General features: G+C 36.2%; 23 protein-coding genes and 1 riboswitch. Of the genes, 17 read left to right on the top strand and 6 right to left on the bottom strand.

Annotation, left to right across the window (positions count from 1 at the left end; translation table 11 throughout):
* The first annotated feature begins 7 nt into the window (after positions 1–7).
* Positions 8–433, top strand: a complete 426-nt coding sequence (locus tag BCR25_RS06220) for a GNAT family N-acetyltransferase (protein WP_069662752.1) — start codon at positions 8–10, stop codon at positions 431–433.
* A gap of 380 nt (positions 434–813) precedes the next feature.
* Entirely contained in the window at positions 814–1,245 is a 432-nt protein-coding gene (locus BCR25_RS06215) for a hypothetical protein (RefSeq protein ID WP_069662751.1), read from the top strand.
* Between the two features lie 119 nt (positions 1,246–1,364).
* Here the strand turns inward: BCR25_RS06215 and BCR25_RS06210 are convergent, their stop codons facing one another.
* Positions 1,365–1,700: a hypothetical protein gene (locus BCR25_RS06210; RefSeq protein WP_069662750.1), complete on the bottom strand. Its 336-nt coding sequence runs from the start codon at positions 1,698–1,700 to the stop codon at positions 1,365–1,367.
* Positions 1,701–2,033: 333 nt separating this feature from the next.
* Here BCR25_RS06210 and BCR25_RS06205 point away from each other — a divergent pair, with 333 nt between their 5' ends.
* The 12 genes from BCR25_RS06205 to BCR25_RS06150 all read left to right on the top strand — a co-directional run bounded on the left by BCR25_RS06205 (position 2,034) and on the right by BCR25_RS06150 (position 16,493).
* A complete protein-coding gene (locus BCR25_RS06205) occupies positions 2,034–2,732 on the top strand; it encodes a winged helix-turn-helix domain-containing protein (RefSeq protein ID WP_069662749.1) in 699 nt (232 codons plus the stop codon).
* 353 nt (positions 2,733–3,085) lie between these two features.
* Positions 3,086–6,508 (top strand): isopeptide-forming domain-containing fimbrial protein, encoded by a 3,423-nt coding sequence (locus BCR25_RS06200; RefSeq protein WP_069662748.1) that lies wholly within the window; start codon positions 3,086–3,088, stop codon positions 6,506–6,508.
* A 17-nt stretch (positions 6,509–6,525) separates the two neighbouring features.
* Positions 6,526–6,882 carry an LPXTG cell wall anchor domain-containing protein gene (locus BCR25_RS06195; protein WP_069662747.1) on the top strand — a complete coding sequence of 119 codons (357 nt, stop codon included), beginning with the start codon at positions 6,526–6,528 and terminating at the stop codon, positions 6,880–6,882.
* A complete protein-coding gene (locus BCR25_RS06190; protein ID WP_069662746.1) occupies positions 6,879–7,685 on the top strand; it encodes a WxL domain-containing protein in 807 nt (268 codons plus the stop codon). The genes BCR25_RS06195 and BCR25_RS06190 overlap by 4 nt, the downstream gene beginning before the upstream one ends.
* Before the next feature lie 32 nt (positions 7,686–7,717).
* Positions 7,718–8,515 carry a WxL domain-containing protein gene (locus BCR25_RS06185; RefSeq protein WP_069662745.1) on the top strand — a complete coding sequence of 266 codons (798 nt, stop codon included), beginning with the start codon at positions 7,718–7,720 and terminating at the stop codon, positions 8,513–8,515.
* A gap of 94 nt (positions 8,516–8,609) precedes the next feature.
* The gene (locus BCR25_RS06180; protein WP_069662744.1) at positions 8,610–9,701 is read left to right on the top strand and encodes a WxLIP family cell surface protein; all 1,092 of its coding nucleotides are present in this window, start codon (positions 8,610–8,612) and stop codon (positions 9,699–9,701) included.
* Between the two features lie 24 nt (positions 9,702–9,725).
* Entirely contained in the window at positions 9,726–10,394 is a 669-nt protein-coding gene (locus BCR25_RS06175) for a hypothetical protein (protein ID WP_069662743.1), read from the top strand.
* Between the two features lie 19 nt (positions 10,395–10,413).
* A complete protein-coding gene (gene lepB, locus BCR25_RS06170) occupies positions 10,414–11,175 on the top strand; it encodes a signal peptidase I (RefSeq protein ID WP_245792247.1) in 762 nt (253 codons plus the stop codon).
* Positions 11,176–11,322: 147 nt separating this feature from the next.
* Positions 11,323–11,439: riboswitch (SMK box riboswitch) on the top strand.
* A complete protein-coding gene (gene metK, locus BCR25_RS06165; protein WP_069662742.1) occupies positions 11,437–12,624 on the top strand; it encodes a methionine adenosyltransferase in 1,188 nt (395 codons plus the stop codon). (Overlaps the previous riboswitch by 3 nt.)
* Before the next feature lie 620 nt (positions 12,625–13,244).
* Entirely contained in the window at positions 13,245–14,705 is a 1,461-nt protein-coding gene (locus BCR25_RS06160; RefSeq protein WP_069662741.1) for an MDR family MFS transporter, read from the top strand.
* A gap of 101 nt (positions 14,706–14,806) precedes the next feature.
* A complete protein-coding gene (locus BCR25_RS06155; RefSeq protein WP_069662740.1) occupies positions 14,807–15,436 on the top strand; it encodes a LysE family translocator in 630 nt (209 codons plus the stop codon).
* 256 nt (positions 15,437–15,692) lie between these two features.
* On the top strand, positions 15,693–16,493 hold the full coding sequence (locus BCR25_RS06150) for an alpha/beta hydrolase (protein ID WP_069662739.1): 801 nt from the start codon (positions 15,693–15,695) through the stop codon (positions 16,491–16,493).
* Positions 16,494–16,564: 71 nt separating this feature from the next.
* Here the strand turns inward: BCR25_RS06150 and BCR25_RS06145 are convergent, their stop codons facing one another.
* Positions 16,565–17,212, bottom strand: a complete 648-nt coding sequence (locus BCR25_RS06145) for a TetR/AcrR family transcriptional regulator C-terminal domain-containing protein (protein WP_069662738.1) — start codon at positions 17,210–17,212, stop codon at positions 16,565–16,567.
* A 236-nt stretch (positions 17,213–17,448) separates the two neighbouring features.
* Here BCR25_RS06145 and BCR25_RS06140 point away from each other — a divergent pair, with 236 nt between their 5' ends.
* Both BCR25_RS06140 and BCR25_RS06135 read left to right on the top strand, forming a co-directional pair.
* The gene (locus BCR25_RS06140) at positions 17,449–19,149 is read left to right on the top strand and encodes an ABC transporter ATP-binding protein (RefSeq protein WP_379974978.1); all 1,701 of its coding nucleotides are present in this window, start codon (positions 17,449–17,451) and stop codon (positions 19,147–19,149) included.
* 2 nt (positions 19,150–19,151) lie between these two features.
* Positions 19,152–20,921, top strand: a complete 1,770-nt coding sequence (locus tag BCR25_RS06135) for an ABC transporter ATP-binding protein (RefSeq protein WP_069662736.1) — start codon at positions 19,152–19,154, stop codon at positions 20,919–20,921.
* An 84-nt stretch (positions 20,922–21,005) separates the two neighbouring features.
* On the opposite strand, the gene BCR25_RS06130 is transcribed toward BCR25_RS06135, so the two are convergent.
* The 4 genes from BCR25_RS06130 to BCR25_RS06115 form a co-directional block, all read right to left on the bottom strand.
* Positions 21,006–22,136, bottom strand: coding sequence for a tyrosine-type recombinase/integrase (locus BCR25_RS06130; protein WP_069662735.1), 1,131 nt, complete (start codon positions 22,134–22,136; stop codon positions 21,006–21,008).
* 51 nt (positions 22,137–22,187) lie between these two features.
* A complete protein-coding gene (locus tag BCR25_RS20655) occupies positions 22,188–22,556 on the bottom strand; it encodes a transporter (protein ID WP_069662734.1) in 369 nt (122 codons plus the stop codon).
* A 1-nt stretch (position 22,557) separates the two neighbouring features.
* A complete protein-coding gene (locus tag BCR25_RS06120) occupies positions 22,558–22,986 on the bottom strand; it encodes a hypothetical protein (protein WP_069662733.1) in 429 nt (142 codons plus the stop codon).
* A gap of 143 nt (positions 22,987–23,129) precedes the next feature.
* Positions 23,130–23,885, bottom strand: coding sequence for a helix-turn-helix domain-containing protein (locus BCR25_RS06115; protein WP_069662732.1), 756 nt, complete (start codon positions 23,883–23,885; stop codon positions 23,130–23,132).
* Between the two features lie 412 nt (positions 23,886–24,297).
* On the opposite strand from BCR25_RS06115, the gene BCR25_RS06110 reads away from it, so the two are divergent.
* The gene (locus BCR25_RS06110) at positions 24,298–24,603 is read left to right on the top strand and encodes a helix-turn-helix transcriptional regulator (protein ID WP_249023537.1); all 306 of its coding nucleotides are present in this window, start codon (positions 24,298–24,300) and stop codon (positions 24,601–24,603) included.
* The last annotated feature ends 5 nt before the right edge of the window (positions 24,604–24,608 follow it).

Below are 24,608 nucleotides of genomic sequence, written 5' to 3'. Positions count from 1 at the left end.
AAACGAAATGAATGACTATCAAGCAACAAAAAAAGAATATCCAGAACTTGTTAACATCTGGAGCAAATCGGTAAAGGCAACACATGATTTTTTAAAGCCCAGCGATTTTGAACAAATAAAACAAGAACTGCCAACGTATTTTTCACAAGTAGATGTTCACATTTGGATGGATCAAGGGAAGATAATCGGTTTTTCTGGAGTGGCGGAAAAGAAGTTGGAGATGCTCTTTTTAGATCCTGAATTTATCGGAAAAGGGTATGGAAAACGAATTCTAGCTGATTTAATTGCAAAGAGCAATATAGAATATGTTGATGTCAATGAACAAAACAAAGCCGCCAGCGACTTTTATCAAGCAATGGGCTTTAACATTTTCGCTCGCAGTGATCAAGATGAGGCTGGAAGGGCCTATCCTATTTTACATTTGAAAAAATAAATAGATCTTCTTTGAAGAGAATGAAGTGAAAATATAGTAATATTCTATCTATATTATTTAGAAAAAGGAACAATTATTATTGAATTAGTTAAATAAGTGATATGGATAACCAAAAAACTTTAATATTTATATTATTGTAAATTAATATAAATAACTTTTTTCAAAATGTGGAAAATGAATAAAAGACTCTGAAAGCCCCGTATAAGTGGGTATAAGAGCCTTTTTTTTTGTTTAAGTTTAAAAAAAATTGGTGTAAGAATGAAAAAAATGACAAAAAAATCTCTTTTACTAGCATATTACTTGATATAAAAGAATGAGAGAGATTATAATGAATATAAGTCAGCGGTTTTAGCTGCTTAGTTATGGGAGGAGAGAGCATTATGTTTAGTTACACAGATATGATTTTGTCAGTAATGCAAAGAATTGAAGTCTACAATGAGATTTTTAATGCCATCGCTAAGGAAGTTCAAGAGAACAGCTGCAGTCAAGCCGTTAACAGAAAAGGCAAAGATACTTATCTTTTTTGTCGTAATAATGTTAATCGGTTCTTCGTAGAAGAAGGAAGTTTCAGAAAAAATCTAGTATTCTATGGAGAAAAAGAGGCAACAAATATCTTGTTGGAAGGCTTAGATACCTATAAAGAAGGTATTTATATTTGGTTAGAGGCGCTAAATGACAAATGCGAAGTAGTGGATGAAATCAAGTATAAACGTGGATTGCAACGTGCTGAGAGTGCATTTATGTTGATCAATCAAGCCTGCAAAGAAGCTTGTGGCGGTATCGAAAGTGCGCATAGCGTACACAAAATGTAATGTTTTAGAAATATATTTTTATTATTTAAACTTATTTAAATTAAAAAAATTCAATTTGATTTAAATTAGTTCCATTTAGTCGAATGGAACTAATTATTAAAAGACACCAAGATTTTTTATTAAATCTTGGTGTTTTTCTGCATATTAGAAAGAAATTTTTCAATTAATTTATCAAGTGCTCGATCGAGCTCTTGTTCAGTTGATGAATCTCTAGATAAAAATAAAGGCGGAGTCGCATGCATATCGATCAATTTAGTGCCAATCGCCTGTGATTCCGTCAGAGACACTGTGATTTGTGGATGAGCAACGGTGTCTCCACAAGGTCCAGCAATTAAAAAAGCTAATTCAACCGTTTCTTTGTCCAGTCTCCTAATTCGATAGTAACCATCATGGAAAAAGACCTTTTCTTCATTAAAAAAAGTTAATATTTTTTCTACATTCGCTTTTCTCTTCATCTTTTCACCTCTTTTTATCCATTATAGCACATCGAACAGCGCTGTTTGTTATGGACTAAGCGTTATAAATGGATGGAAGATATGAAATAAGTACTTAAATTATCAAGGATGAGGGCATCTAACTCACATTATTCTCAAATTTTTGTGTTTTTAATTAAAAAAATGATAAAAAAATAGTGGAAAAAACGTAGACTTAGCAAATGAAATAGATTAAACTAATTTTAGTTTAAGAAATATATCAATATTATCTTTTGTTTTTCACTTTTTTTTAATTAAAAAAGTATGTAAGTTAAAAATGATCTTTTACAGATTAAATATAAAGGAGAGTAGAGCATGTATGACATAGGTTTTGTTTCGTTTGACGAGATAGATAAACAGAAATACATAGAGCCATTACAAAATACTCAATTAAATGTAAGCTTAATTCCAAAAGATGAAGCGGCTAAAAACGTAAACCAATATGACGGCATTATTATTTCAGAACATCATGCACAAAATATTGGAATGATCTGTGAATTGATCATTTTATTAAGAAAAGAAAATAATCCATTTATTTGGATAGTATCGAATCGAAGCAACAATATGAATCACATCGTTTATTTACAACTAGGTGTAGATGGGATTTTAGATGAAGAACTTGATTTAGAGGTAGCTAAATTATCGTTGACGAATGCGTTGAATCGTTACGCAAATTGTGGGAAATCCCCATTTAGTGCAAAAGAGCAAAGTAAAAAATCTGCGAGCCGAGCGGATATAGAACTGCGACCTTGCAATTACAGTGTGATATTAAATGGAGAAGAAATCAATCTGACTAAATTAGAATTCAAAGCAATTGAATTTTTACAAACACAACAAGGGATTGCAGTATCCTATGAAGAAATTTATAAGAACGTTTGGGAAAATGAAGGCAATGATAAACAATATCGTGTGTCTAATTTAATCTTTCATTTAAGACAAAAAATTGAGACAGATGCTGCGCGACCTAAGTATATAAAAACAGTTCGTTCAAAAGGATATAAATTAGCTTTTTAACCAAGCTTTGATGGGTGTGTGTCACGCGTATTACTGAATGACACCTTGATGTCATGGCGGTTGTTCCATTTAAGAGAGCAATGACGGTGACATAAAAACCAAATGAAATCATGGTTTCTCTTTTTTCTAGCCAACTGTAAAACATAAGCAAAAAGAGAAAATCAGTGCTTTATTGATGACATTCCATTAGAGAACAGCCATTCTCAATGAAATATAGTCATAAATTCAGCGCTAATTTTCCCCTGCACTGTGAATGTATCAAAAAATAAAACAATTGGCAAGAAAAATAGAAATAAATTGTGTGCTATTAAGACAGACACACAAAAAATGTTTTTGGGGAGGAGTTGAAATATATGAAAATCGGAAAAAAGTCTTACGTTGTATGGACATTGGTGTTGTTAGCGGGAATTTTTTCTGTAGTATTGCTTCGAAACACAACGCCGATGAAAGCATCAGAAGAGAAATATTCTATTATCACTGGTATTGCCGATAAAGATGGAAAAGTTCCTGTCACAATAAAAATAGCTGAGCCGCTGAATGAAACCTTGGTTCTTTCTTATGAAGGAGTTACTGGTGTTACAGCAGCTGATATGCTCGCTGGACTTTCTCCAGATTCAGCGAATACAGTAAAAATTGAAGATACTGATTTAGATACTGAGAAACGAATAATAACTCAAAAAAGCAGTCAAACGCTTGAACTTAATTTCTTTGTAGAAAAAGCAGACAATGATGCGGAACCAGAAATGATTTTGTCGGATGAGAAAAAAGTAGAACTTGCTTCTGCTAAACTTGTTTTTCCTGAAACTGTTTCAACACCTGTGATGAGAAGTACTTTAGCACAGGCAACACCTTATCTAACAGGAAACTATCCAGGAGATAACGGTCAACCTGGACCAACAACGCAAGAGATGGAAGCAGCTAATCAAGCGGCAAACGTAGCGATTGGTTTCAATCCAGAGGTCAATGTGAAGTATGTTAGCACATGGGCAGATTTACGAGCAGCCTATAATGATGCAACTGTAACAAAAATTGTGTTGGAAGCAGACATCTCAAATTCAAGTAATCAGTCGATGACTACAAGAAGAACATCGATAGAAATTGATGGAGCTGGACATACTCTTTATCTAGGGAGTCAAAGTTTTGAAATAAACAGTCCAACAGATGGTATTGGCTTTTTCCATATACATGACATGGTTGCACAGCAAAATCTGAATAATGGTTATTCTAGTGCCGGAAGATATGCATTTGTAAATGGAACCAATTTCACTTCTAATGTAGCTGGCTGGACGTTCAGAACGGGGAATATAACTACCGAACCGACTAATGGTAAGCGTGTAGGGCGTTTCATCCGTGCCTATCAGTCGATGATCCAGACTTATGGCTATATGAATCTTACTACCACTGAAGAAAACTATTATGCCGGTGGTATGATCATTGAAGATAAAACACAATGGCGTGGCACTGTAACTTATGCTAACTATTCTGCAGTGTGGTTTGTAGAAAATTCTACGAATGCTGCATCTACAAGTAAGAGTATGGAATTTACTGTTGGAAAAGATGCATTAGTATCTCTGAAAAATGAAACAACGGGTGCTGCTTTTCCAGCTGTCTACCAACATTATCGTGGTATGACGATTGGTGAAGGTTCTACGTATAATTCAAATATGCAAGGAAACTCTGTACGATTTGATGATTCAGGTTCTTCATTAACAGTGAAAAAGGATGCAACCGTCAATTTATTAAGTAGAGGAACAGGTTCTGTTATGCAGTTTTCTGCCGATAACACAGCGTTTAATTTAGAACCTAGGGGCAGTATTTATATCGTTGGTTCAACAACTAGTCCAGTTGTTGATATAACAGGTGGTTCTAATAGAACCTTTACGATGAATTCCCCGAAAGGGTTCGATATTCGGAATAAAAACACTGGGTCTACAAGTAATAGTCCAGCTGTTTCCACAACAAACGTTGCTACAAATATCTTAACGATCAATGATTCTGATATTGATTTATGGACTCTGAGATCAGAATTGATGGGACCTTCTCAGCAAACTTATGCAAAAGTTGAACAATTCTCAGCAAAAGCGAACGGCGGTACAGCGAATGTTACAACCACTGAACCAGGATTAGCAACATTTGTTGCAACTCAATATCGTAGAATTGCCGGTATGAATGCAAATCCGGAGGTTGAATGGGTTCCTGTCACTGATGCAGATAAAACGTATAAAGCAAGAGTGAAAATTGGTATGACGCCAACGGACAATTTTGATGAAGATGGCAATGTCATCTTACAGCCTGTCTATGCAGCTGCAGGACAAGCAGAAGTTACGTTTACAGATACGTTCGGGGATACACATACAGTTCCTACGGATGCAAGTGGTTATGCTACTGTGACAGACACAAGATTTAATATTGCCGGTAAAGACATCAAAGCTCATGCTGTCAGAGGTCCTTGGATTTCTGAAACAGATCCTGTGACAACGGTAATAGATGTTACTCCGCCGGAACCAGCAGTGGTAACTGGCGATAAAGTTACCAATGGAATGAAACAACTGAGTGGTAAAGATGCGGAACCAAAAGCAAAAATTTACCTGGATATCAATGGCGTTCGCCAAGCTGCAGTAGGTGTCGTGAATGATGATGGTACATGGACGTACAATCTCCCCCATTATTTAGAAAAAGGCGATGTAATACAAATCTTTTTAGAAGATAATGCTGCAAAAATTACCGAGACACTTACTCCAGCAGCACCTTCTACGAATACTGATACTGGTAATATCAATCCAGCAACAGAGATGACTTATCGTGATGCGACATTTAAAGCTGCAACGAAATACACAGTGGAAGATGTCATACCAGATAAACCATTGATGGATAAAAAAGTAGTATCTACAGGCGGATCTACCACACAAGTAGGGGATACGCTGACATATACTTTAACAGCCACTAACGGTAAAGAAGCTGGATCAGGCGCAGTTTGGAATAACGTTTCTATTACTGATAGTATTCCTGCAGGTCTAACGTTCGACCCTCTTACAGCTGATGTCACAATCAATGGTACAGCAGCTGTAAAAGACACGGATTACACCTATGATGTTGATTCACGATTACTGACTGTAAAAGCTGGTAACTTAAGAGCTGGAGAGTCAGCAATAGTCACCTTTAAGACAGAGGTTGAACAATCTGCTGTCGGTAAAATAGTGAATAATATTGGTACAGCAACTGGATTTTCCCCAAGAGAATCTGGAGCTTTCATTGAAGGTGCAGATGATCCTGAGCGGGCGCATGATATTTTCACAAAAGATGCAAACGTAGATAATCCAGGTGGAAGTATCTTTGGTATTTTAGAACTCGTTTCGGCTCCAAAAACAATCAATTTTGGAGAAACTGAATTTAGTACTAGCGGAACGAAAATCAACAATCCTTCTTATGAAGGAGACGATTTAGTTGTAAAAGACGGTCGTGCTGTTCAGGAAACTTGGACATTGAATGCGCGTTTAGAAAAAGAATTAGCAAAAGTTGATGATCCGAGTGTATATATTCCAAGAGCGATCCGTTATGTGCATCAAAATAAAGAGATCACATTGATGGGTGCTTCACAGGCCATTGCTTCACGTAAAAATGAAAATAACGATCCATATAACATTAGTGGAACTTGGTCACCAGAAGGAGATGGATTCAAATTAAAAGTTGAATCTGGTCAATCTGTAGAAGCTGGAGAATATGAAGCGACGATCGTTTGGGAATTAGTTGCAGGTCCACCCCCAGTAAATCCATAATAATAGGAGAGAAAAGTATGAGAAAAAAAATAGTATCTATCTTGTTATCTTCTATTATAGGGTTTTCACTTATCGGAATCAGTGTATCTGATACGTATGCAGCGGAAAACCAAAATGGGGGGCAAGTAGTTACAGATGGTATTATCACGTTTTACGAAGACTCAACAGAACCAACGACAGAACCGACAACAGAGCCTTCAAAACCAACACCGTCTACTCCTTCCGAACCTAAAGTTGAAAAACCAGTTGGAAGATATCCTTCTACAGGAGAATTAATCAAAGGCTCGATAGGACTTAGCGGCGTCGCGTTGATCGTCATAGCAGTTTTCTTTTTCTTAAAGAAACGTAAAAAAGAAACGGAGGCGGACAGATGAAAAAACAAATCTGGATTTTAACTGTCAGTTTACTGTTTTTAACGATCCAAGGCACTGCGCTTTCTGTATCGGCTGAAGAAGGTACAATTACTGGTAAAGGAACGATTGAATATACTGGGGAAGTACCTAAGACTCCTGTAGATCCGGAAAATCCGGAGAAACCAGTTGATCCAGGACCAGGACCTTCAACAGACGGATTACTTCGATTTGATTTTGCACCCACATTGAATTTCGGTAGTAATAAAATTACTGAAACAAACCGTAATTTTTATGTAAATGCACAGTTATTTCATGATGGACCGTCTGCAAGAGGAAACTTCCTGCAGATCACAGATTCAAGAGCAGAGAGTTTAGGCTGGACACTTCAAGTTCGCCAAGAGTATCAATTCAAAAATGACGTGATTCAAGAAGATGGTGAAAAAGAACTGAAAGGGGCTGTCCTGTCGTTTGATAAAACGTGGGCAAATACTGCTTATACGCAAGAAAAATCGCCCCAAATCAGTAAAGATATCATTCAATTGAATGCACAAGGAACTACATTTCCAGTAGCTTCAGCTGAAACAGGACAAGGAAGAGGAACTTGGATCATTTCGTTTGGTGCCTCAAAAGAGAATAACCATGATCAGCCAAATACTCTATTTCCTAAGCTTGATGAAAAAAATCAGCCGATCCTAGATGAGAATTTTGAGAATCAGGAAGTCTACGGAAACCAAGCAATCTTTTTATCCGTACCAGATGGTGTTAAGATCCATCCAGTACAATATCAAACAGAGTTAACTTGGATATTAGCCGAGTTACCATAAAACACACACATACAAACTAGGAGGAAACACACATGAAATTCAAAACATTAAGTTCAGTAGCACTATTAGCAACAATGACAGCAGGAGCTTTGGTAGGACCAGCAGCATTCGCTGAAACAGAATCAAAAACACTTACTGGTAAAGGTACAATCATCTATAAAGAAGATGACTCAACAAATGAAATAACTGATCCAGAAAAACCAGGGGAAACAATCGATCCAGGTGAAGAAATCACTGTAAACCCAAATGGCGGACCAATCACAATTGATGCTGTTTCTAACTTAGACTTCGGTGAGCAAACAATTGGTGTATCACCAACAGCTCAAACATACAAAGCTGCAGCTTTAGTAACTAAAGATGCTTCTGCTAACGATATTACACGTGGACACTTCGTACAATGGACAGACAAACGTGCAGGAAATGACCACACATATGAAATCAGAGCAAACCTAACACAACAATTTAAAAATGGTACAAACTTATTAAATGGTGCAACTATTGCTTACTCAAATGGAATGTTGAACTCAGATATGCCTGTTGCTAACTGGCCAACTGCAACACCAAAAAACCTTGTTTTAACTGAAGATGGTGGTTCACAACAAGTATTTGATAACACAGCTTCAACAGGAGCAATTGGTTTAGGAACTTACACTGCTGAATTTGGACAATCTGCAGCAGATGTTACAAACGTTCGTAACGATGTATCTACTGGTTTAGCAGGTGACTCAGTTGTTCTTACTGTACCAGCAGGATTAAGCATTTCAACTGGAACTTACCAAGCTGATGTTACTTGGTCAATTGAATACACTCCAGCTCCAGTAGCACCTTAATTAACACATATTAGTAAAACGTTTTGAATAATAGACACTGATCCCTATTTATGGGGTCAGTGATCTTATGTTTAAAGGGAAAGAGGGAATTTCTATGAAAAAAACATTACAATACATAGCACTGATTATTTTTATTTCGTTTAATAGTTTTATCGGTTTTTCTCAAATTACTTATGCTGAAGAGGATAAGAATGCAGGAGGAGCTACAGGATTCATTTATGAAATCAAAAAACCAGAAAACCAAAAACAAGATATCGGTTATTTTGATTTACGTATGAATCCGGATCAAAAACAAACGGTTCAAATCATATTAAAAAATCCGACAGATCAAGAGATTACTGTAGAAGTTAGTTTAAATGGTGCAAAGACTAATATGAATGGTGTCATTGAATATGGACCAACGAACTTAAAAAAAGATGCTTCTTTGAAGTATGACTTCACGGATATCGTAAAAGCACCAGAAAAAGTAACGATACCTGCTCAATCAGAAAAAAATCTCGATATAGCAATCGCTATGCCTCAAGCCTCTATTGATGGTAAAATCGTAGGTGGTATCCAACTGAAAAAAGCGGATACTAAAGAAGAAAAGGAAAAGCAAAAAGGAGCGAATGTGGTTAATAAATACGCCTACGTTATTGCGATGGTATTGACTGAAAATGATACGGAAGTCCAACCTAATTTAGAGTTAAACAAAGTTTATGCAGGACAAGCAAACTATCGTAATGTTGTCTATACCGATCTATCTAATGTGGAAGCAAACTTCTTAGATAACTTATCAATCGAAACACAAATCATGTCAGAAAAAAATGACGAAGTTATCTATGAAACAAAAAAGGCTTCTATGCGTATGGCGCCTAATTCTAATATGACATTTCCAACTAGCATGGATGGGGAAAAAATGGTAGCGGGCAAATACCGTGCACATATTTTAGCTACTTCAGGAGATCGTAAATGGGAATGGACAGAAGATTTTGAAATCACCAATGAAGAAGCAGATAAATTCAACCGTTCTGATCTTGGCTTAGTTCAAGAAAAAGGAATCAACTGGGTAGTGATCGTGGGAATTGCCGTAGGTATCTTTGCTCTTATCTTGATCGTCTTTTTCATTATTCGAGCAATCAGAAAAAATAGCGAAAAAACGAGAAAAAATGAGCAACGTAAAAATAGACAAGTGAACAAAAAATAGAAAAGAGAACAGGAGGAGAGGACGATGACTACACTAGATTGGATTTTTGCAAGTATGTCAGTATTAGCGATCCTCACAGGTTTGTTCTTTGTGCTTTTTCTGTTTTTAACCTTAGGGACTAGAAGAAAATTGAAATCCATTAGTACAAAACGACCGAAAAATAAGAAAAAGAGAAAAAAAATCTATTTTATGCGGAAAAGGTTGCTAGCTAAGAAAAAAAATCAGAGGAATACGATGCTGTTGTTTCTGCTGTGCTCTGTTTTATTTGCAGGAGCTGGTGCGTATGCTGTTTACTATCAATCAACGAATTTAACGACAGAAGATTCTGATTCGATCGTACAAGGCTACTATTTGCTGCAGGATTTTGATAGTGAATTAGAAAAAGCTGGCAAGGGTTCTGAAAGTCAAACAAAAACAGATGGCAATCTGCGTTATCTTTCAAATGCGATGAGTAGCTTTGGGTCAAAAAAAGCGAGTACAGTCAACACGGAAGAAGGTCAACTGACTCTAAATCGCTACTACAATTCAATGAAAGAACTTGGAACTAATGCGACAAACAATTACACACGTTTTTACAATAATCCTGCTTTGGTTGAGGAGTACCGAAAAGATATCAAAAAAGTACAACAATACGAAAAAAAGGTTATTGAACTATATAAAGTCAATGAGTCTGCATTAAAAAATAAAAAGTAGCCAATTGAGGTGATTTAGGATGGAATCACAAAAAAATAGAAAATTAAAAAGAGGACGTCCTAAGTCACCCGATAAAGTAGAAAAGCGAACTAAACCTGAGCTTCAGGAAAAGGCAAAGAACAAAAAGAAACGCAGAAAACCAGTACCTAAAGAAGCTGTTGAAGCGAAAAAAAGAAAAAGAACGAAGGCAAATACGAAAAAGCGTAAAAATTTAAAAAAACGTAAAAAGAAGCAAAAGAAAATAACTGTATTTTTTATGGAACTTTTCGGTGCATTAGCTGTGACTGGAGTGATTTTGTTCATTCTCTCATTCTTCTTCTTTACATTTGCAAAAGTAGAGGGATATTCGATGATTCCTACTTTGCGTGATGGTGAATTTGTTTATGTTAGTAAAAGAGCGAAAATCAAAACGTTTGATCTTGTCGCGATTCAAAGAGGCCGTACGAAGCAAACCGATATCCGTAGAGTGATTGGGTTGCCTGGTCAAACAGTTGTCTATAAGAATGATCAATTAACGATTGATGGAGTGTCGAAAGAAGAAACCTTCATTCAAAAGGAACAACAGCAAGCACAAGAAAATGGACGACTCTTTACAGAGGATTTTTCAATTCTTTCATTAACGGGTGAAACAAAAATTCCAGAGGGTAAGTATTTGGTATTAGGTGACAATCGTCCTTATGCATCTGATAGTCGTTACTATCAGTTGTTGGATGAAAAAGAGATTGTGGGAAAAGTTGAAATGAGAGTATTGCCGTTTCATAAATTTCGACGCGTAAAATGAAATCGCCAAAATCGCCTGAGGTTCGTATGAATTTCAGGTTTTTTTAATACATGTTTACTTGTAAAAAGAAGGTACAACTTTTAGCAAGAATAAAAAAAGAAAGTCAGTTAAAAAATAAGTTTTTTCTAGTAATATCTGTTATACTGGGAATGTTACAAGTTCCCGAAAGGATTTATTTGGCGTTGGTTGAGAGCATATGTGATGCTTGGATCACCTAAATAAAGATGCCTTGTAACCGAATATAACTAGGGGGAATACATTATGACAGAGAGACATTTATTTACATCAGAGTCTGTTTCGGAAGGACATCCGGACAAGGTTGCTGACCAAGTGAGCGACGCAATTTTAGATGCGATTTTAGAACAGGACCCATTGGCACGTGTCGCGTGCGAAACAAGTGTAACAACAGGATTAGTTTTAGTTTTTGGAGAAATTTCAACAACCGCTTATGTCGATATCCAGAAAATTGTGAGACAAACATTAAAGGATATTGGCTATACTCGAGCAAAGTATGGCTTTGACGGTGATACTGTCGCAGTTCTTGTTGCGATCGATGAACAATCACCAGATATTGCACAAGGTGTCGATGATGCTCTTGAAACACGCGGAGAAAAAGATACAAAAGATGATATTGGTGCTGGAGACCAAGGATTGATGTTTGGTTTTGCAGTGGATGAAACGCCAGAGTTGATGCCTTTACCGATTTCATTAAGCCATCAGTTGGTTCGCCGTCTAGCGAAGCTACGTAAAGAGGAAACATTACCGTATTTACGACCTGATGCAAAATCACAAGTAACAGTAGAATATGATGAAGCTGGTAAACCGCAACGTGTAGACACTGTGGTAATCAGCACACAACATGATGAAGAAACAACGCTGGAGCAGATTCAAGAAGATATCAAAGCTCTTGTGATCAAAGAAGTGATTCCAGCTGAATTGTTAGATGAAGAAACAAAATATTTTATTAATCCAACTGGTCGCTTCGTTATTGGCGGACCGCAAGGCGATGCAGGATTGACAGGTCGTAAGATCATCGTTGATACTTACGGCGGCTATGCGCGTCACGGCGGCGGCGCTTTTTCCGGAAAAGATGCAACAAAAGTTGACCGCTCAGCAAGTTACGCAGCACGTTATATTGCTAAAAATATCGTAGCTGCCGGCTTAGCAGAAAAAGCAGAAGTTCAACTAGCATACGCAATCGGCGTAGCACAACCAGTATCGATTTCAATCAATACTTTTGGTACTAGCAGTGTACCAGAAAGCAAACTGATCAAAGCAGTAAGAGAAAACTTTGATCTACGTCCGGCAGGAATCATTGAAATGCTTGATTTACGCCGTCCAATTTACAAACAAACAGCAGCATATGGTCATTTCGGTCGTACAGACATTGAACTACCTTGGGAGCAGACAGATAAAGTCGAAGCAATCAAGAAAAGCTTAATGGAGTAAAAGAGGCGGCGCTACTAATGAAAATTAGTGGCGCTGTTTTGCTGCGAATCACAGCGACTGCTACGCAGAGCTGATGATGAGCAGTACTTGGCGACCAAAGGGAGCGAAGTTACCCAACTAGAGAATCACCCACCGCCCAAAACCAAAACAACAAGTGGAAGGCAAATACTGTATTAGTTAAAAGTTAAGTAATCATAGAGTGGTAAAGAACTAGTGTTGAACAATGCTAATGATTCACTCATCCCAAAACCAAAACAACAAGTGGAAGTCAACTACCGTATTAGTCAAAAGTTATAAGTAATCACAGAGAGCTAAAGACATACTACCGAAAAATAGTAGGTAATTTCAAAGAAAGCACAACAACCCTACAAAAAAATCCCACTAGAAATAGTGGTAGGCATAGAAAAAGCGATAACTGTCCAAGTTTGAATTAGAACAAGTAATAACAGAACCAAACAAGTACAGCAAGCTTTAAATGCTAAAAAATACTATTCTCTAGTATAGAAAGAATACACAAAAATATGCACTATATCGTTAATTTTATAAACTACATAAACAGTAGTAAATGAATAGCTAACACATAAAAACTAGCTACACTATTTAAAAAAGGATGGAGATATATGGAAAGAAAAACAAATATTAAACTTGTGACGATCAGTGTCTTTGTTGCAACGTTTATGACTGCAATAGAAGGAACAATCGTATCAACGGCAATGCCGACGATCGTAGGCTCACTACATGGTATGGAAATCATGAACTGGGTTTTCTCAATTTATTTATTAACAAATGCAATGTTGACACCCATTTATGGAAAATTAGCAGATAAAGTCGGGCGTAAACCTATTTTTATGATAGGAATTATTATTTTTATTATTGGCTCGTCTCTTTGTGGTTTAGCGCAAAATATGATTACGTTGATTATTGCTAGAGCAATTCAAGGAATTGGTGCCGGAGCGATCATGCCCGTTGCATTAACAATTCTTGCAGATATTTATTCAATCGATAAACGTGCAAAAATGTTAGGATTAAATAGTGCAGCTTGGGGAATAGCTAGTATTTTCGGACCTCTTGCCGGAGGTTTTATTGTCGATACTGTTGGTTGGCACTGGATTTTCTTCATTAATGTACCGATTGGTCTTGTGTTATTAGGCTTGATTTCTTACTTTTTAGTTGAGCCCAAAAGAGAACAAAGCAAAGTACCAATGGATTTATTAGGTAGTGTTCAATTGATGTTGGTATTGCTAACTTTATTATTGGGTTTCCAACTGATCGGCGATGTCGGTTTTGATCTAAAAGTAGCTCTTTGTTTAGGTGCATCTGTTCTATTTTTTATCGGGTTTATTTTTGTCGAAAAAAGAGCGCAAGATCCTGTAATTGATTTGAAATTATTTAAAAATTCTACGTTTGTTATTGTGAATATTGTAGCTGCTTTAATCAGTGGTTTTTTGATGGGTGTAGAAGTTTATATCCCAATGTGGATGCAAGGCGTTTTAGGTAAAAGTGCCGGAATTGGCGGACTTGTTTTAGCTCCAATGTCGATTTTGTGGATGTCTGGTTCGTTTGTTGCCAGTGCATTGATGGAGAAACATTCAACTAAAAAAGTGTTAACGATCGGATTAAGCATTACCTTACTAGGCGGAATCTTTTTAGTCTTGGTACCTGCTTCGATTTCCTTTGTCTGGTTCTTTGCGATTTCGTCAGTATTAGGTATTGGTTTTGGGATCACGATCACCACAACAACAGTCAATGCGCAAAGCAGTGTCGATCCATCTGAAATGGGGGTAGCAACTTCTTTTAATACCTTGGTCAGAACGATTGGACAAACGTTGATGGTTTCAATTTTCGGTGTAATCATCAATGCTGTAACAACGTCAGAGCTTGCAAAAAGCTCACTTAATGTTGATCCAGACGTGATGAATCAACTGGTTAATCCACATACGGCTAATACAATTTCAGCAGATCTGTTAAAGCCATTACGTGGGATGTTGTATTCAGGGCTGCACAATGTTTATGTCGTCGGTATCGGATTGGTCATTGCGGCAATGATTTTAAATGCGCTGGTTAAAGTGAATAAAAAATAAGTAAAGTCAAACGTGAGTAAGGACAGCATTAGCTGCTATGCCTTGCTCACTTTTTTAGATAATCATTTTTTGCTATACTGTCAAAAAGGAGTGGAATGTTTATGGGAATTATTAATTTTGGAGGATTTATTGTGTCAGCAATAGTATTAAACATGATTCCAGGTTCTGATACGATTTATATTTTGAGCAAATCTACACTTGGCAGCAAACGACAGGGAATCATTTCTGTGTTTGGTATTTCTTCTGGTATTCTCGTTCATACAATCTTAGCCGCTATTGGTTTGTCGGCGATTTTAATGACTTCAGCGGTTGCATTTAATCTCATGAAGTGGCTGGGAGCAGGCTATTTAATTTATTTAGGAATTTCCTCATTGATAAAGAGAGAATCAGTGGTTGAAGTCAAGGAGAGACAAGTTGTTTCTGATTGGCAGGTGTATAAGCAAGGCTTGCTAACAAATGTACTGAATCCTAAAGTAGCATTATTTTTCTTATCTTTATTACCTCAGTATGTTTCTGGGACTGCCCAACATGTTTCATGGTCATTTTTGATTTTGGGTATCAGCTTTGTTTGCACAAGTACGCTTTGGAGTTTATGTATCGTTTACAGTGCAACATTTTTTACTGGTTTATTTAATAAAAATGAGCGTATGAAGAACATCACAAATAAGCTTGCTGGTTGTATTTACATTGGCTTAGGATTAAATTTACTACGGGCAACAGCAGATAAATAATAGTTGATTTTTTACAGAAAATTCTTAAAGAATACGAAGGTTTGACAAGGAAAATTCATAGTTATTTTGTATTATATAAGCATACAAACACAAAACAACAGAATGCAAACATTTTTCATTGTAACTCCTCCCTAAGACTTAGCCTAAGCGATTATTCGTTTATTGGCTAAGTTTTTTATTTTATGTATGGTCGTCCACTTCTTCAAAATGAACAAATAGTGATACAATAGAAGAAAAAGAAAATGAGGGATGCTGGATGGCTTTTTTACAAGCGAATGTTTACTCTAATGTATTAGAAATGGAAGTTTCATTGAATATTATTTTACCCCAAAAAACAGAGAAAAAAATTGGAACGGCAACGAGTGGTCATTCAACAGACGTTCCAGTTTTATATTTACTGCATGGAATGGGCGGAAATCATAGCGTGTGGGAACGACGGACATCTATAGAACGGTATGTTTCTGACTTAGGTCTAGCGGTAATCATGCCCTCGACAGACTTGGCTTGGTATACAGACACAACCTATGATATGCCTTACTGGACGTTTATTGCAGAAGAACTACCCGTAATCTGTCATGAATTATTTCCTCAATTAACTAAAAAAAGAGAAAAAACATTTGCTGCAGGTCTGTCTATGGGCGGCTACGGCGCATTAAAATTAGGTCTGGCAAAGTCAGAGCATTTTGCTGCTGTCGCATCTTTATCTGGTGCTGTAGATCTTGCAGGTCGAACAGACGATCTTTTGTCAATAAAAGGGAAAAACTATTGGGAAGGAATTTTTGGCCCAATGGAGCAAATACAAGGATCGGTCAATGATCCTATGTTTTTACTTGAACAACTAGTGAAAAGTGGTAAGGAGGCACCAAAAATCTTCCTTTGCTGTGGCGAAGAAGATCCACTTTTATATGCAAATAAGACCATGGCCCAAGCCTTAGCCGGTCATGGAATCGAATATACACTTGAAACGGGACCGGGAAATCATGATTGGATCTTTTGGGATCAATGGATTCAGCGTGTGCTGGACTGGCTGCCCATCGAATCTAAAGAAAAAGCTTAGACAAATAAGCGCTCGCAACGTTAGAACAAATAATCTAACGTTTGCGGAGCGCTTCAATCGTCTAAGCTTTTTTAAATAAATGAATCCAGTCCGTTTAAAAAGATACGCAATGTTTTCATAAAAAAGTCTTTCTGTTTTTCTGTTCGACGGTACTCAATACTTGTGCGGATGTTATTCAAATCATTTTCTTGAACATATTGCTTCATCAAAATGATTTGGCGTTTTAAGTAATCATCTCCTGCGATTACTTTATTGTATAATTTTTGTTCTTCACTTGAATCCAACAGCATACCAAACAACAAATGCTGTAAAGAAGTAACGGTCATATAGCTTAGCTCGATAGAAAGTCCTGCATTTTTAAGGACTGCCAGCATCGCATCCAGATTTTTCAGCCGACTCGGATAGGAAGGGATCGTTAGAATCTCTATCTCCAGGGCGCAAGGGTATTGTAAATAAAGTTCATAATAGTTTTCCATGTAGGCATAAATCGTTTCTTTCCAATCTTCCTTCGGCTCTGGTGGTATAAAATGATTCTCGATCTCTTCAGCCATACTTTGCAGTAAGGCTTGTTTGTTTTCTACATGCCAGTATATGGCTGGCGCCTGAACAGCCAATTTTTTTGCCACTTTACGCATAGAAAGCTTGTCCAAATCGGGTGTTTCTTCCAGTAGTTGGAACGCGGCTTGAACGATTTTATCTTTCGATAGTTTTGAATCCATGTTTTATCATCCTTTTATTTAAAAATATAAGCGCACTCCTTGAAATCCATTTCTAAAAATGGTACATTGGAATGCAACCTAATTTTACAGTGTTAAATTGATGGAGTAATGAACGAGTCGGTGTCTCACTCATTTGCCTATTCCATATCATAACACTAAATGAGCATTGAAAGGTAGACAATGAATCAAATTAGGTTAGTTCTATAAAGAAAGTTGGGGATTACGTGAGTATTATTATGGAACATGTCAAAAAGTACAAGTTGGAAGTTTCCATAGCTTTGATTACAGTCATTATTATGGTCATGTCGGCGTTGTGGCAGCCAAAACTATTACAAAAAGTGCTAGAAGCAATTATAAAAGATGATAAGGGTCAGATAAAAGAGCTGGGGTTGTACTTGATCGGTATAGCTGGATTAGGACTGGTTGCAGGAGTCTTCAACACGATTTTTTCTGCAAAGGTTGCACAAGGTGTAAGTGCGGATATACGTGAAGCAACCTTCCGTAAGATCCAAACCTTTTCATTTGGCAATATTGAAGAATTTTCAGCTGGAAATTTAGTCGTTCGTTTGACGAATGATGTAACTCAAATTCAAAACGTGATCATGATTGCGTTGCAATCGCTGTTTAGAATTCCTATTTTGTTTATTGGTAGTTTTATTTTAGCGATGATGACTTTACCAGAATTATGGTGGGTAATTATTTTATTGGTCGTTGCTGTATTCATTATCACAGCATTGTCCTTTTCTCAGATGGGTAAGCATTTTATGATTATTCAGACATTGATCGATAAAGTCAACGGCTTAGCGAAAGAGAACCTTTTGGGGATTCGTGTAGTTAAATCATTTGTACAGGAAAAAAATGAATTAGATCGATTTAGTAAAGTCAGCGATGAGTTGACCAAACATAATTTGATCGTAGGAACCTTGTTTTCTGTTATGATTCCTTCATTTATGTTGGCGGCAAATTTAGCAGTGGTTGGCTCGATTTTTCTTGTCAGCAACCTAGTTAAAGATGATCCAACCGTGATCGGCGGAATCGCTTCATTCATGAGTTATTTGATGCAGATCATGATGGCGATCATTATCGGTGGAATGATGATGATGATGACTTCTCGTGCAGCAGTTTCGATCAAACGGATCAAAGAGGTGATGGACACAGAGCCTGCACTTACGTATAAAGAGGTTCCAGAACAGGATCTAGATGGTCGTGTTGTATTCGATCATGTCAGTTTCCGTTATCCAGGTGATGAAGTGGACACGTTAAAAGATATTTCTTTCTCCATTAAACCAGGTGAAATGATTGGGATCGTTGGTGCGACAGGAGCTGGTAAATCAACTTTGGCACAATTGATTCCACGTTTGTTCGATCCTTCAAAAGGAACGGTTGAAGTCGGCGGAGTGGATTTGAAAGATGTCAACGAACGAAGCTTGCGTAAAACAGTTTCTTTCGTACTACAAAAAGCGATTCTATTTTCTGGTACGATTTCACAAAATTTACGACAAGGGAAAAAAGATGCGGATGATGCGGATATGACACGTGCTGCTGAAATTGCCCAAGCTAAAGAATTCATTGAGAAGCTGTCCTTACAATTTGAAGCGCCAGTAGCAGAACGAAGTAATAATTTTTCTGGCGGACAAAAACAACGGTTATCGATTTCACGTGGTGTCATCGGTGAGCCTAAAATTTTGATTCTGGATGATAGTACCAGTGCGCTGGACGCTCGATCAGAACGTCTTGTTAGAGAAGCTTTGGATAATGATTTAAAGGATACAACTACGATCGTGATTGCACAAAAAATTTCTTCTGTTGTCCATGCCGACCGTATTTTAGTGCTGGATAAAGGGCAGCTTGTTGGAGAAGGTATTCATGAGCAATTAGCAAAAACAAATGCGATCTATCAAGAGATCTACGAAACACAAAAAGGGGAGGATGAATAATAATGACTGATTTAGTCAGAGCAAGTAAATTCTTTTTTCATTATTTAAAGCGATATAAAATTTCCTTCTTATTTATCTTTGTGACGATCGTAATAGCAACCTATCTACAGGTAAAAGCACCGCAGTTTGTCGGTGAAGCGATTCAAGAATTGGCAAATTATGTAGGTGCCTTGATGCAGGGAACGGATGATAAAAGTAAATTTATCGAGATTATCTGGAAGCTGCTGATTTTTTATGTATTAACGAGTGCGGCCAATTTTATCTACAGTATTTTGTTTACACAAGTTGTAGGAAAATCGACAAACCGAATGCGTATTGGTCTATTCAACAAATTAGAAAAATTAACAATTCGTTTCTTTGATTCTCATCAGGATGGAGAAATTTTAAGCCGCTTTACGAGTGACTTAGATAATATTCAAAATAGTTTAAATCAAGCGCTGCTGCAAGTTTTGACGAATGCTGCTTTATTTGTGGGGATTTTGATTATGATGTTCCGTCAGAATGTCCAACTTGCTTGGGCAACGATTGCATCCACACCAGTTGCTATTTTGATTGCGGTAGTAGTAATCAGTAAAGCACGTAAATATGTAGATATTCAACAAGATGAAGTTGGAAAATTAAATGGCTACATGGATGAAAAAATCAGTGGTCAACGTGTGATCATAACAAATGGCTTACAGGATGAAACGATCGACGGATTTCTTGAGCATAATGAAACTGTCCGCAAAGCAACATTTAAAGGTCAAGTGTATTCAGGTCTGTTATTTCCAATGATGCAGGGGATGTCACTTGTGAATACTGCTATCGTGATATTCTTTGGCGGCTGGCTGGCACTGAACGGTGATCTAGAAAAAACAGTTGCCTTAGGATTAGTGGTGACATTTGTACAATATTCGCAACAATATTATCAACCGCTGATGCAGATATCTTCTGGTTATAGTATGATCCAGCTGGCAATAACTGGTGCACGCCGTCTAAATGAAATGTTTGATGAGCCGGATGAAATTAATCCGAAAGATGGTAAAGAGATTGCAGATATTCATGAATCAGTTGCCTTGAATCAAGTAGATTTTGGGTACGATCCAGAGGTTCCAATATTGAAGAATGTTTCGATCAATGTCAGCAAAGGTGAAATGGTTGCCTTAGTTGGCCCCACAGGTTCTGGAAAAACAACGATTATGAATCTGCTGAACCGATTTTATGATGTAACGAATGGATCTGTGACTTTTGATGGAATTGATATTCGTGAAATTGACTTGGATAGTTTGCGTTCCCATGTAGGAATCGTGTTGCAGGATTCAGTGTTGTTCTCTGGTACGATTCGAGCAAACATTGCGTTTGGTAAGCCGGATGCGACCAATGATGAAATCATTTCTGCAGCAAAACAAGCCAATATTCATGAATTTATCATGGCTCTGGAAAAAGGATATGATACAGAAATAACAGAAGAAAACAATGTTTTCAGTACAGGACAAAAGCAATTGATTAGTATTGCTCGTACGATCATTACAGACCCTGCGTTATTGATTTTGGATGAAGCAACAAGTAACGTAGATACAGTAACGGAAGCCAAAATACAAAAAGCCATGGACGAAGCAATCAAAGGCAGAACCAGCTTTGTTATTGCCCACCGCTTGAAAACCATTTTGAATGCTGACCGCATTATAGTGTTGAGAAATGGTGAGGTGATCGAAGAAGGAAATCATCGTGAATTATTAGATCAGGATGGCTTTTACGCGGAGCTTTACCATAACCAATTTGTTTTTGAATGATAATAGACCTAATCCTTTTATTATATAGGGTTAGGTCTATTTATTTTGTTCTGGAAATACATAAAAGGGGCATGCGAGGGGCAATTATATTTCAATCTCACTTAGTTTATCTATCAAGTGACTCTGCATATTCTTTGTCGTATGAGTATAAATCTTTAGAGTTGTTTTTGAATCCTCATGGCCTACTCTATCCATAATTGCTTTTAGCGGTATTCCTAGTTCTGTTAATAAAGAGATGTGGGAGTGTCTAAGCATGTGAGATGATACTTTCTTATCAATACCGACAGATTTTGTACACGTCCTTAAAGATAGGTTGTAGGCTTGTATAGATAGCGGTCTGCCATTCTTACTAACGAAGATATATTTATCAGTGTTAATTGTATCAGAGTTTATTTCCCTATTATCTTTTATTAGTGAATCCAAAATATCTGTAGCATTTTTAGGTAAATCTATAGTTCTGTATGATCCGGTATTCTTTGTTGTTGTTTTAGTCCCGCTGTCATAGTCATATGTTCCGGATATCGTTACTTTATCGTCAGTGTAATCATATTCGGTTAAAGCTGCTAGTTCACCGTACCTAATCCCTGTTAAAAACAAAAACTTGGTGATCAAAGCATATCTTTTTTGCTTATAGTTGTTCGCTTGTTTTTCAGATATAAGAATGACATCTTCTTTTGACAAGTATCCTTCTTTTTCTTTTTGTATATCCTCTTTTGTTCTTGGTTTTCGTACTAAGGAAACACCACTAGCTGGATTATATTCTAGACCATACCTTTTATTTGCAAATTTGAAAATCATCCCTGTAAATGTTTTTAAGTGATTAACATAGCTGTAAGACAGATTTTTCTCAAAATAATAATAGTCAAGCATATCCTGGATTAAATTGCTTGTAACATTTTTTACGAGTACATCATCATCTATATACTCAGAAATCAATGACATATAAACTTGTGTAGTTTTGTAGGAACTAGCTTTTACGGTAGGTTTATATTTTTTATCCCAGTTATTTTTTAATTCACCGAAAGTCACTGGCAGCGTTTCAGTTGTATTAAGTTTGTTTTGTATTTTATTATTGAGAATTAAGGTAGCTTGATTCCACGCCTGCCGTGATTCACTAGTAAGTGTAACAGAAACTTTTCTCTTTTTTTCTGTTAGCGGGTCGATATAGCGTTCTATGTACTTGAATTTATTTTCACCTACTTTTTCCATCCACATTACTATCGCTCCTTATATATAAGTAAAAGCCCCATAGGGGCTTTATGCTTATTACTGTTCTTTTTTAGTTACATTTTTCTGAATTAAAGTAAAAACTGCCGATAGTATGAATAATATAAACGAAGGTAGCGCAAGAAACATAGTAAGTAAAAATAATCCGGCTGCAATAACACCTAATATGTGACCTACAATAGAAATACCGGCTTTTCTAGATTGAATTAATCCTACTATATGAAGAGCTAATCCCGTAGCTATTACGCCGTATACTAATAGAGAAGTGATAGAAACTGAACCAGAAACGCCAGCTAGTTCACCTAAAAAAGCAGTTCCTAGAATTAACCAGGATAATGCGACAAGAACAGCGTTTATAATATCCAAAATACCAGCATATAAATTTATAGGTAGTTTAGTTTTTTCCATTTTAAGAATCTCCTTTTAATGCTTTATAAGCTGTCTCTAGATCATTTGTTTTACTTTCTATCTCACCCAAAAGAACTGTTGCTTCTTGAGCATTTGAAGCATCTAACTTCATTATCGCAGAAGTAAGCTCCAGAAAGGCACCGGTAATATCTAGGTAATCTGTAGATAAATTAATCTTTTCTACGCTCGTAAAAGTATCAGGGTTATCTGTATACTCTTTAATTTTCTTAGCCATATCATCGATTTTTTTGTTTAATTCATTAGCTTTCTTTTTGAAATCTTTTAGTCCTTCTGAACCAGTACTTTCTTCTTCACTATCATCTGATGTTTCTTGACTAGTACTAGCTACCGTTTCCTTTTTATTATCATCTGTTAATTTCTTAACCGAGTTAATAGCACCGCAACCAGATAACGCGAATACAGATAACAATAATGATAGCGTAATACCTTTCTTTATACTTGTTCTTTTTATGAAAAAATAACCTCCTGTGATATATATATATACTGTATGTGTAGTTTATAATACACAAGAAGTGTCCTCTATTAGTAGCTGTAACTACTGATAGAGTTTTTTTATAAAACGACTTGACCAACACATTTGAAATCATCTTCTTTAGTGACATAAATATCTTTATATTTAGGATTGAACGATTCTAAACGAGCACCATCATTTTCAAACCAGATACGCTTTAAATAAGCTTCACCATTTAAAATAAATACGCCAATCATACCGCTATGCAGTTCAACATCTTTTTTTAGGAATACATAGCTTTGATCATGAAACATCGGCTCCATTGAATCACCATTAATAGTCAAACAGTAATCAGCTTCTAAAGGTATAATATGTTTAGGTAGCTGAATAACCTCTGAGTTATCTTCTCCTAGCCACTCACCGTTTCCAGCAGATACAATTCCTAACCAATCTGCATCCTCTAAATCTTGTATTTTTTCACGACGTTGTTCTTTATAATCTTCTAATACTGTGATATCCGGATTAGCTAGTTCTTCATTTTGAGCTTCCAGCTGATATTTAGCAAACATATAGACTCGCTCTTGACGTTCTTTATGTAGTTTGTTGTAGATTAGTAGAATGTCATTAGTAGGTGAAATCGAGTCTTTATAGGTTGTATCTATATCACTTTTACCTACATTAAAAAAATCAGCTATTTTTTGAACAACTCCATGAGAAGGCTTAGATCGTCCATTCATATAATCACTCATAGTTGTAGGTGATATTCCTATTTTATTAGATAATTCTTTTTGAGTCATATTATTTTCTTTTATGAGTCTCTTTATGTTACGTGCGATTATCTCCATTTGATTATCCATAGTTATCACATCCTTCTATATTTAAAGTATACTTCAATTTTTTTTGTGTGTAAACAAAAAAATACGAAAAAAACGATTTTTTTGTTGACTGTACGAAAATTTCGTATTATAATAATTTCAATATAAAAATACATCACTTAAATACGTTGGGTTAGTAAGTATCACGTAAAAAATTATGGTATTGACGATAGTACTAATTAATTTGGTGTAGAGCGTCTATGTGAAGGTACTTTTGTACCATCTCTTTTAGTATAAGGTTTAACTGGAACAATTTTTTTACCTTTTCCCTTATTACCGGTTTTTGTTTTAGCCATAGATTTCACCTCCTTCAAAGGTGAATTAAATACTAACCCAACGTATTTAAGTGATGTATTGAATTTATTTTATCTTAAAAGTATTAGAGGAAAGTATTATGCGAGATATATTGAAAGGTGGTGAGATATACATGAGTATCAAAAGTTTGAAAGAATTAAGAACAGAGAATGGTTTAACACAGGTAGAATTAGCTGAATTGTTTAATGTATCAGTAGGTACTATTATCAATATGGAAAAAGATTCTACTAATATAAAAGATTCCTTGTTAACAAAGTATTTAAAGGCTTTTGAAGTTGAATATGATGCTATTTTTTTAGGTAAAAAATACGAAAAAATCGTATGCAATGATAAAAAAAATGAAACTATTTTTAAAATTAAAAAAAGACTAAAACAATCAGCATAGGAGGG

It is taken from the genome of Enterococcus termitis (genome assembly GCF_001730305.1).
Taxonomy (GTDB): Bacteria; Bacillota; Bacilli; order Lactobacillales; family Enterococcaceae; genus Enterococcus_L; species Enterococcus_L termitis.
Note: the sequence above shows the minus strand (reverse complement) of the source record. Positions and strands in the feature narration are given on the sequence as shown.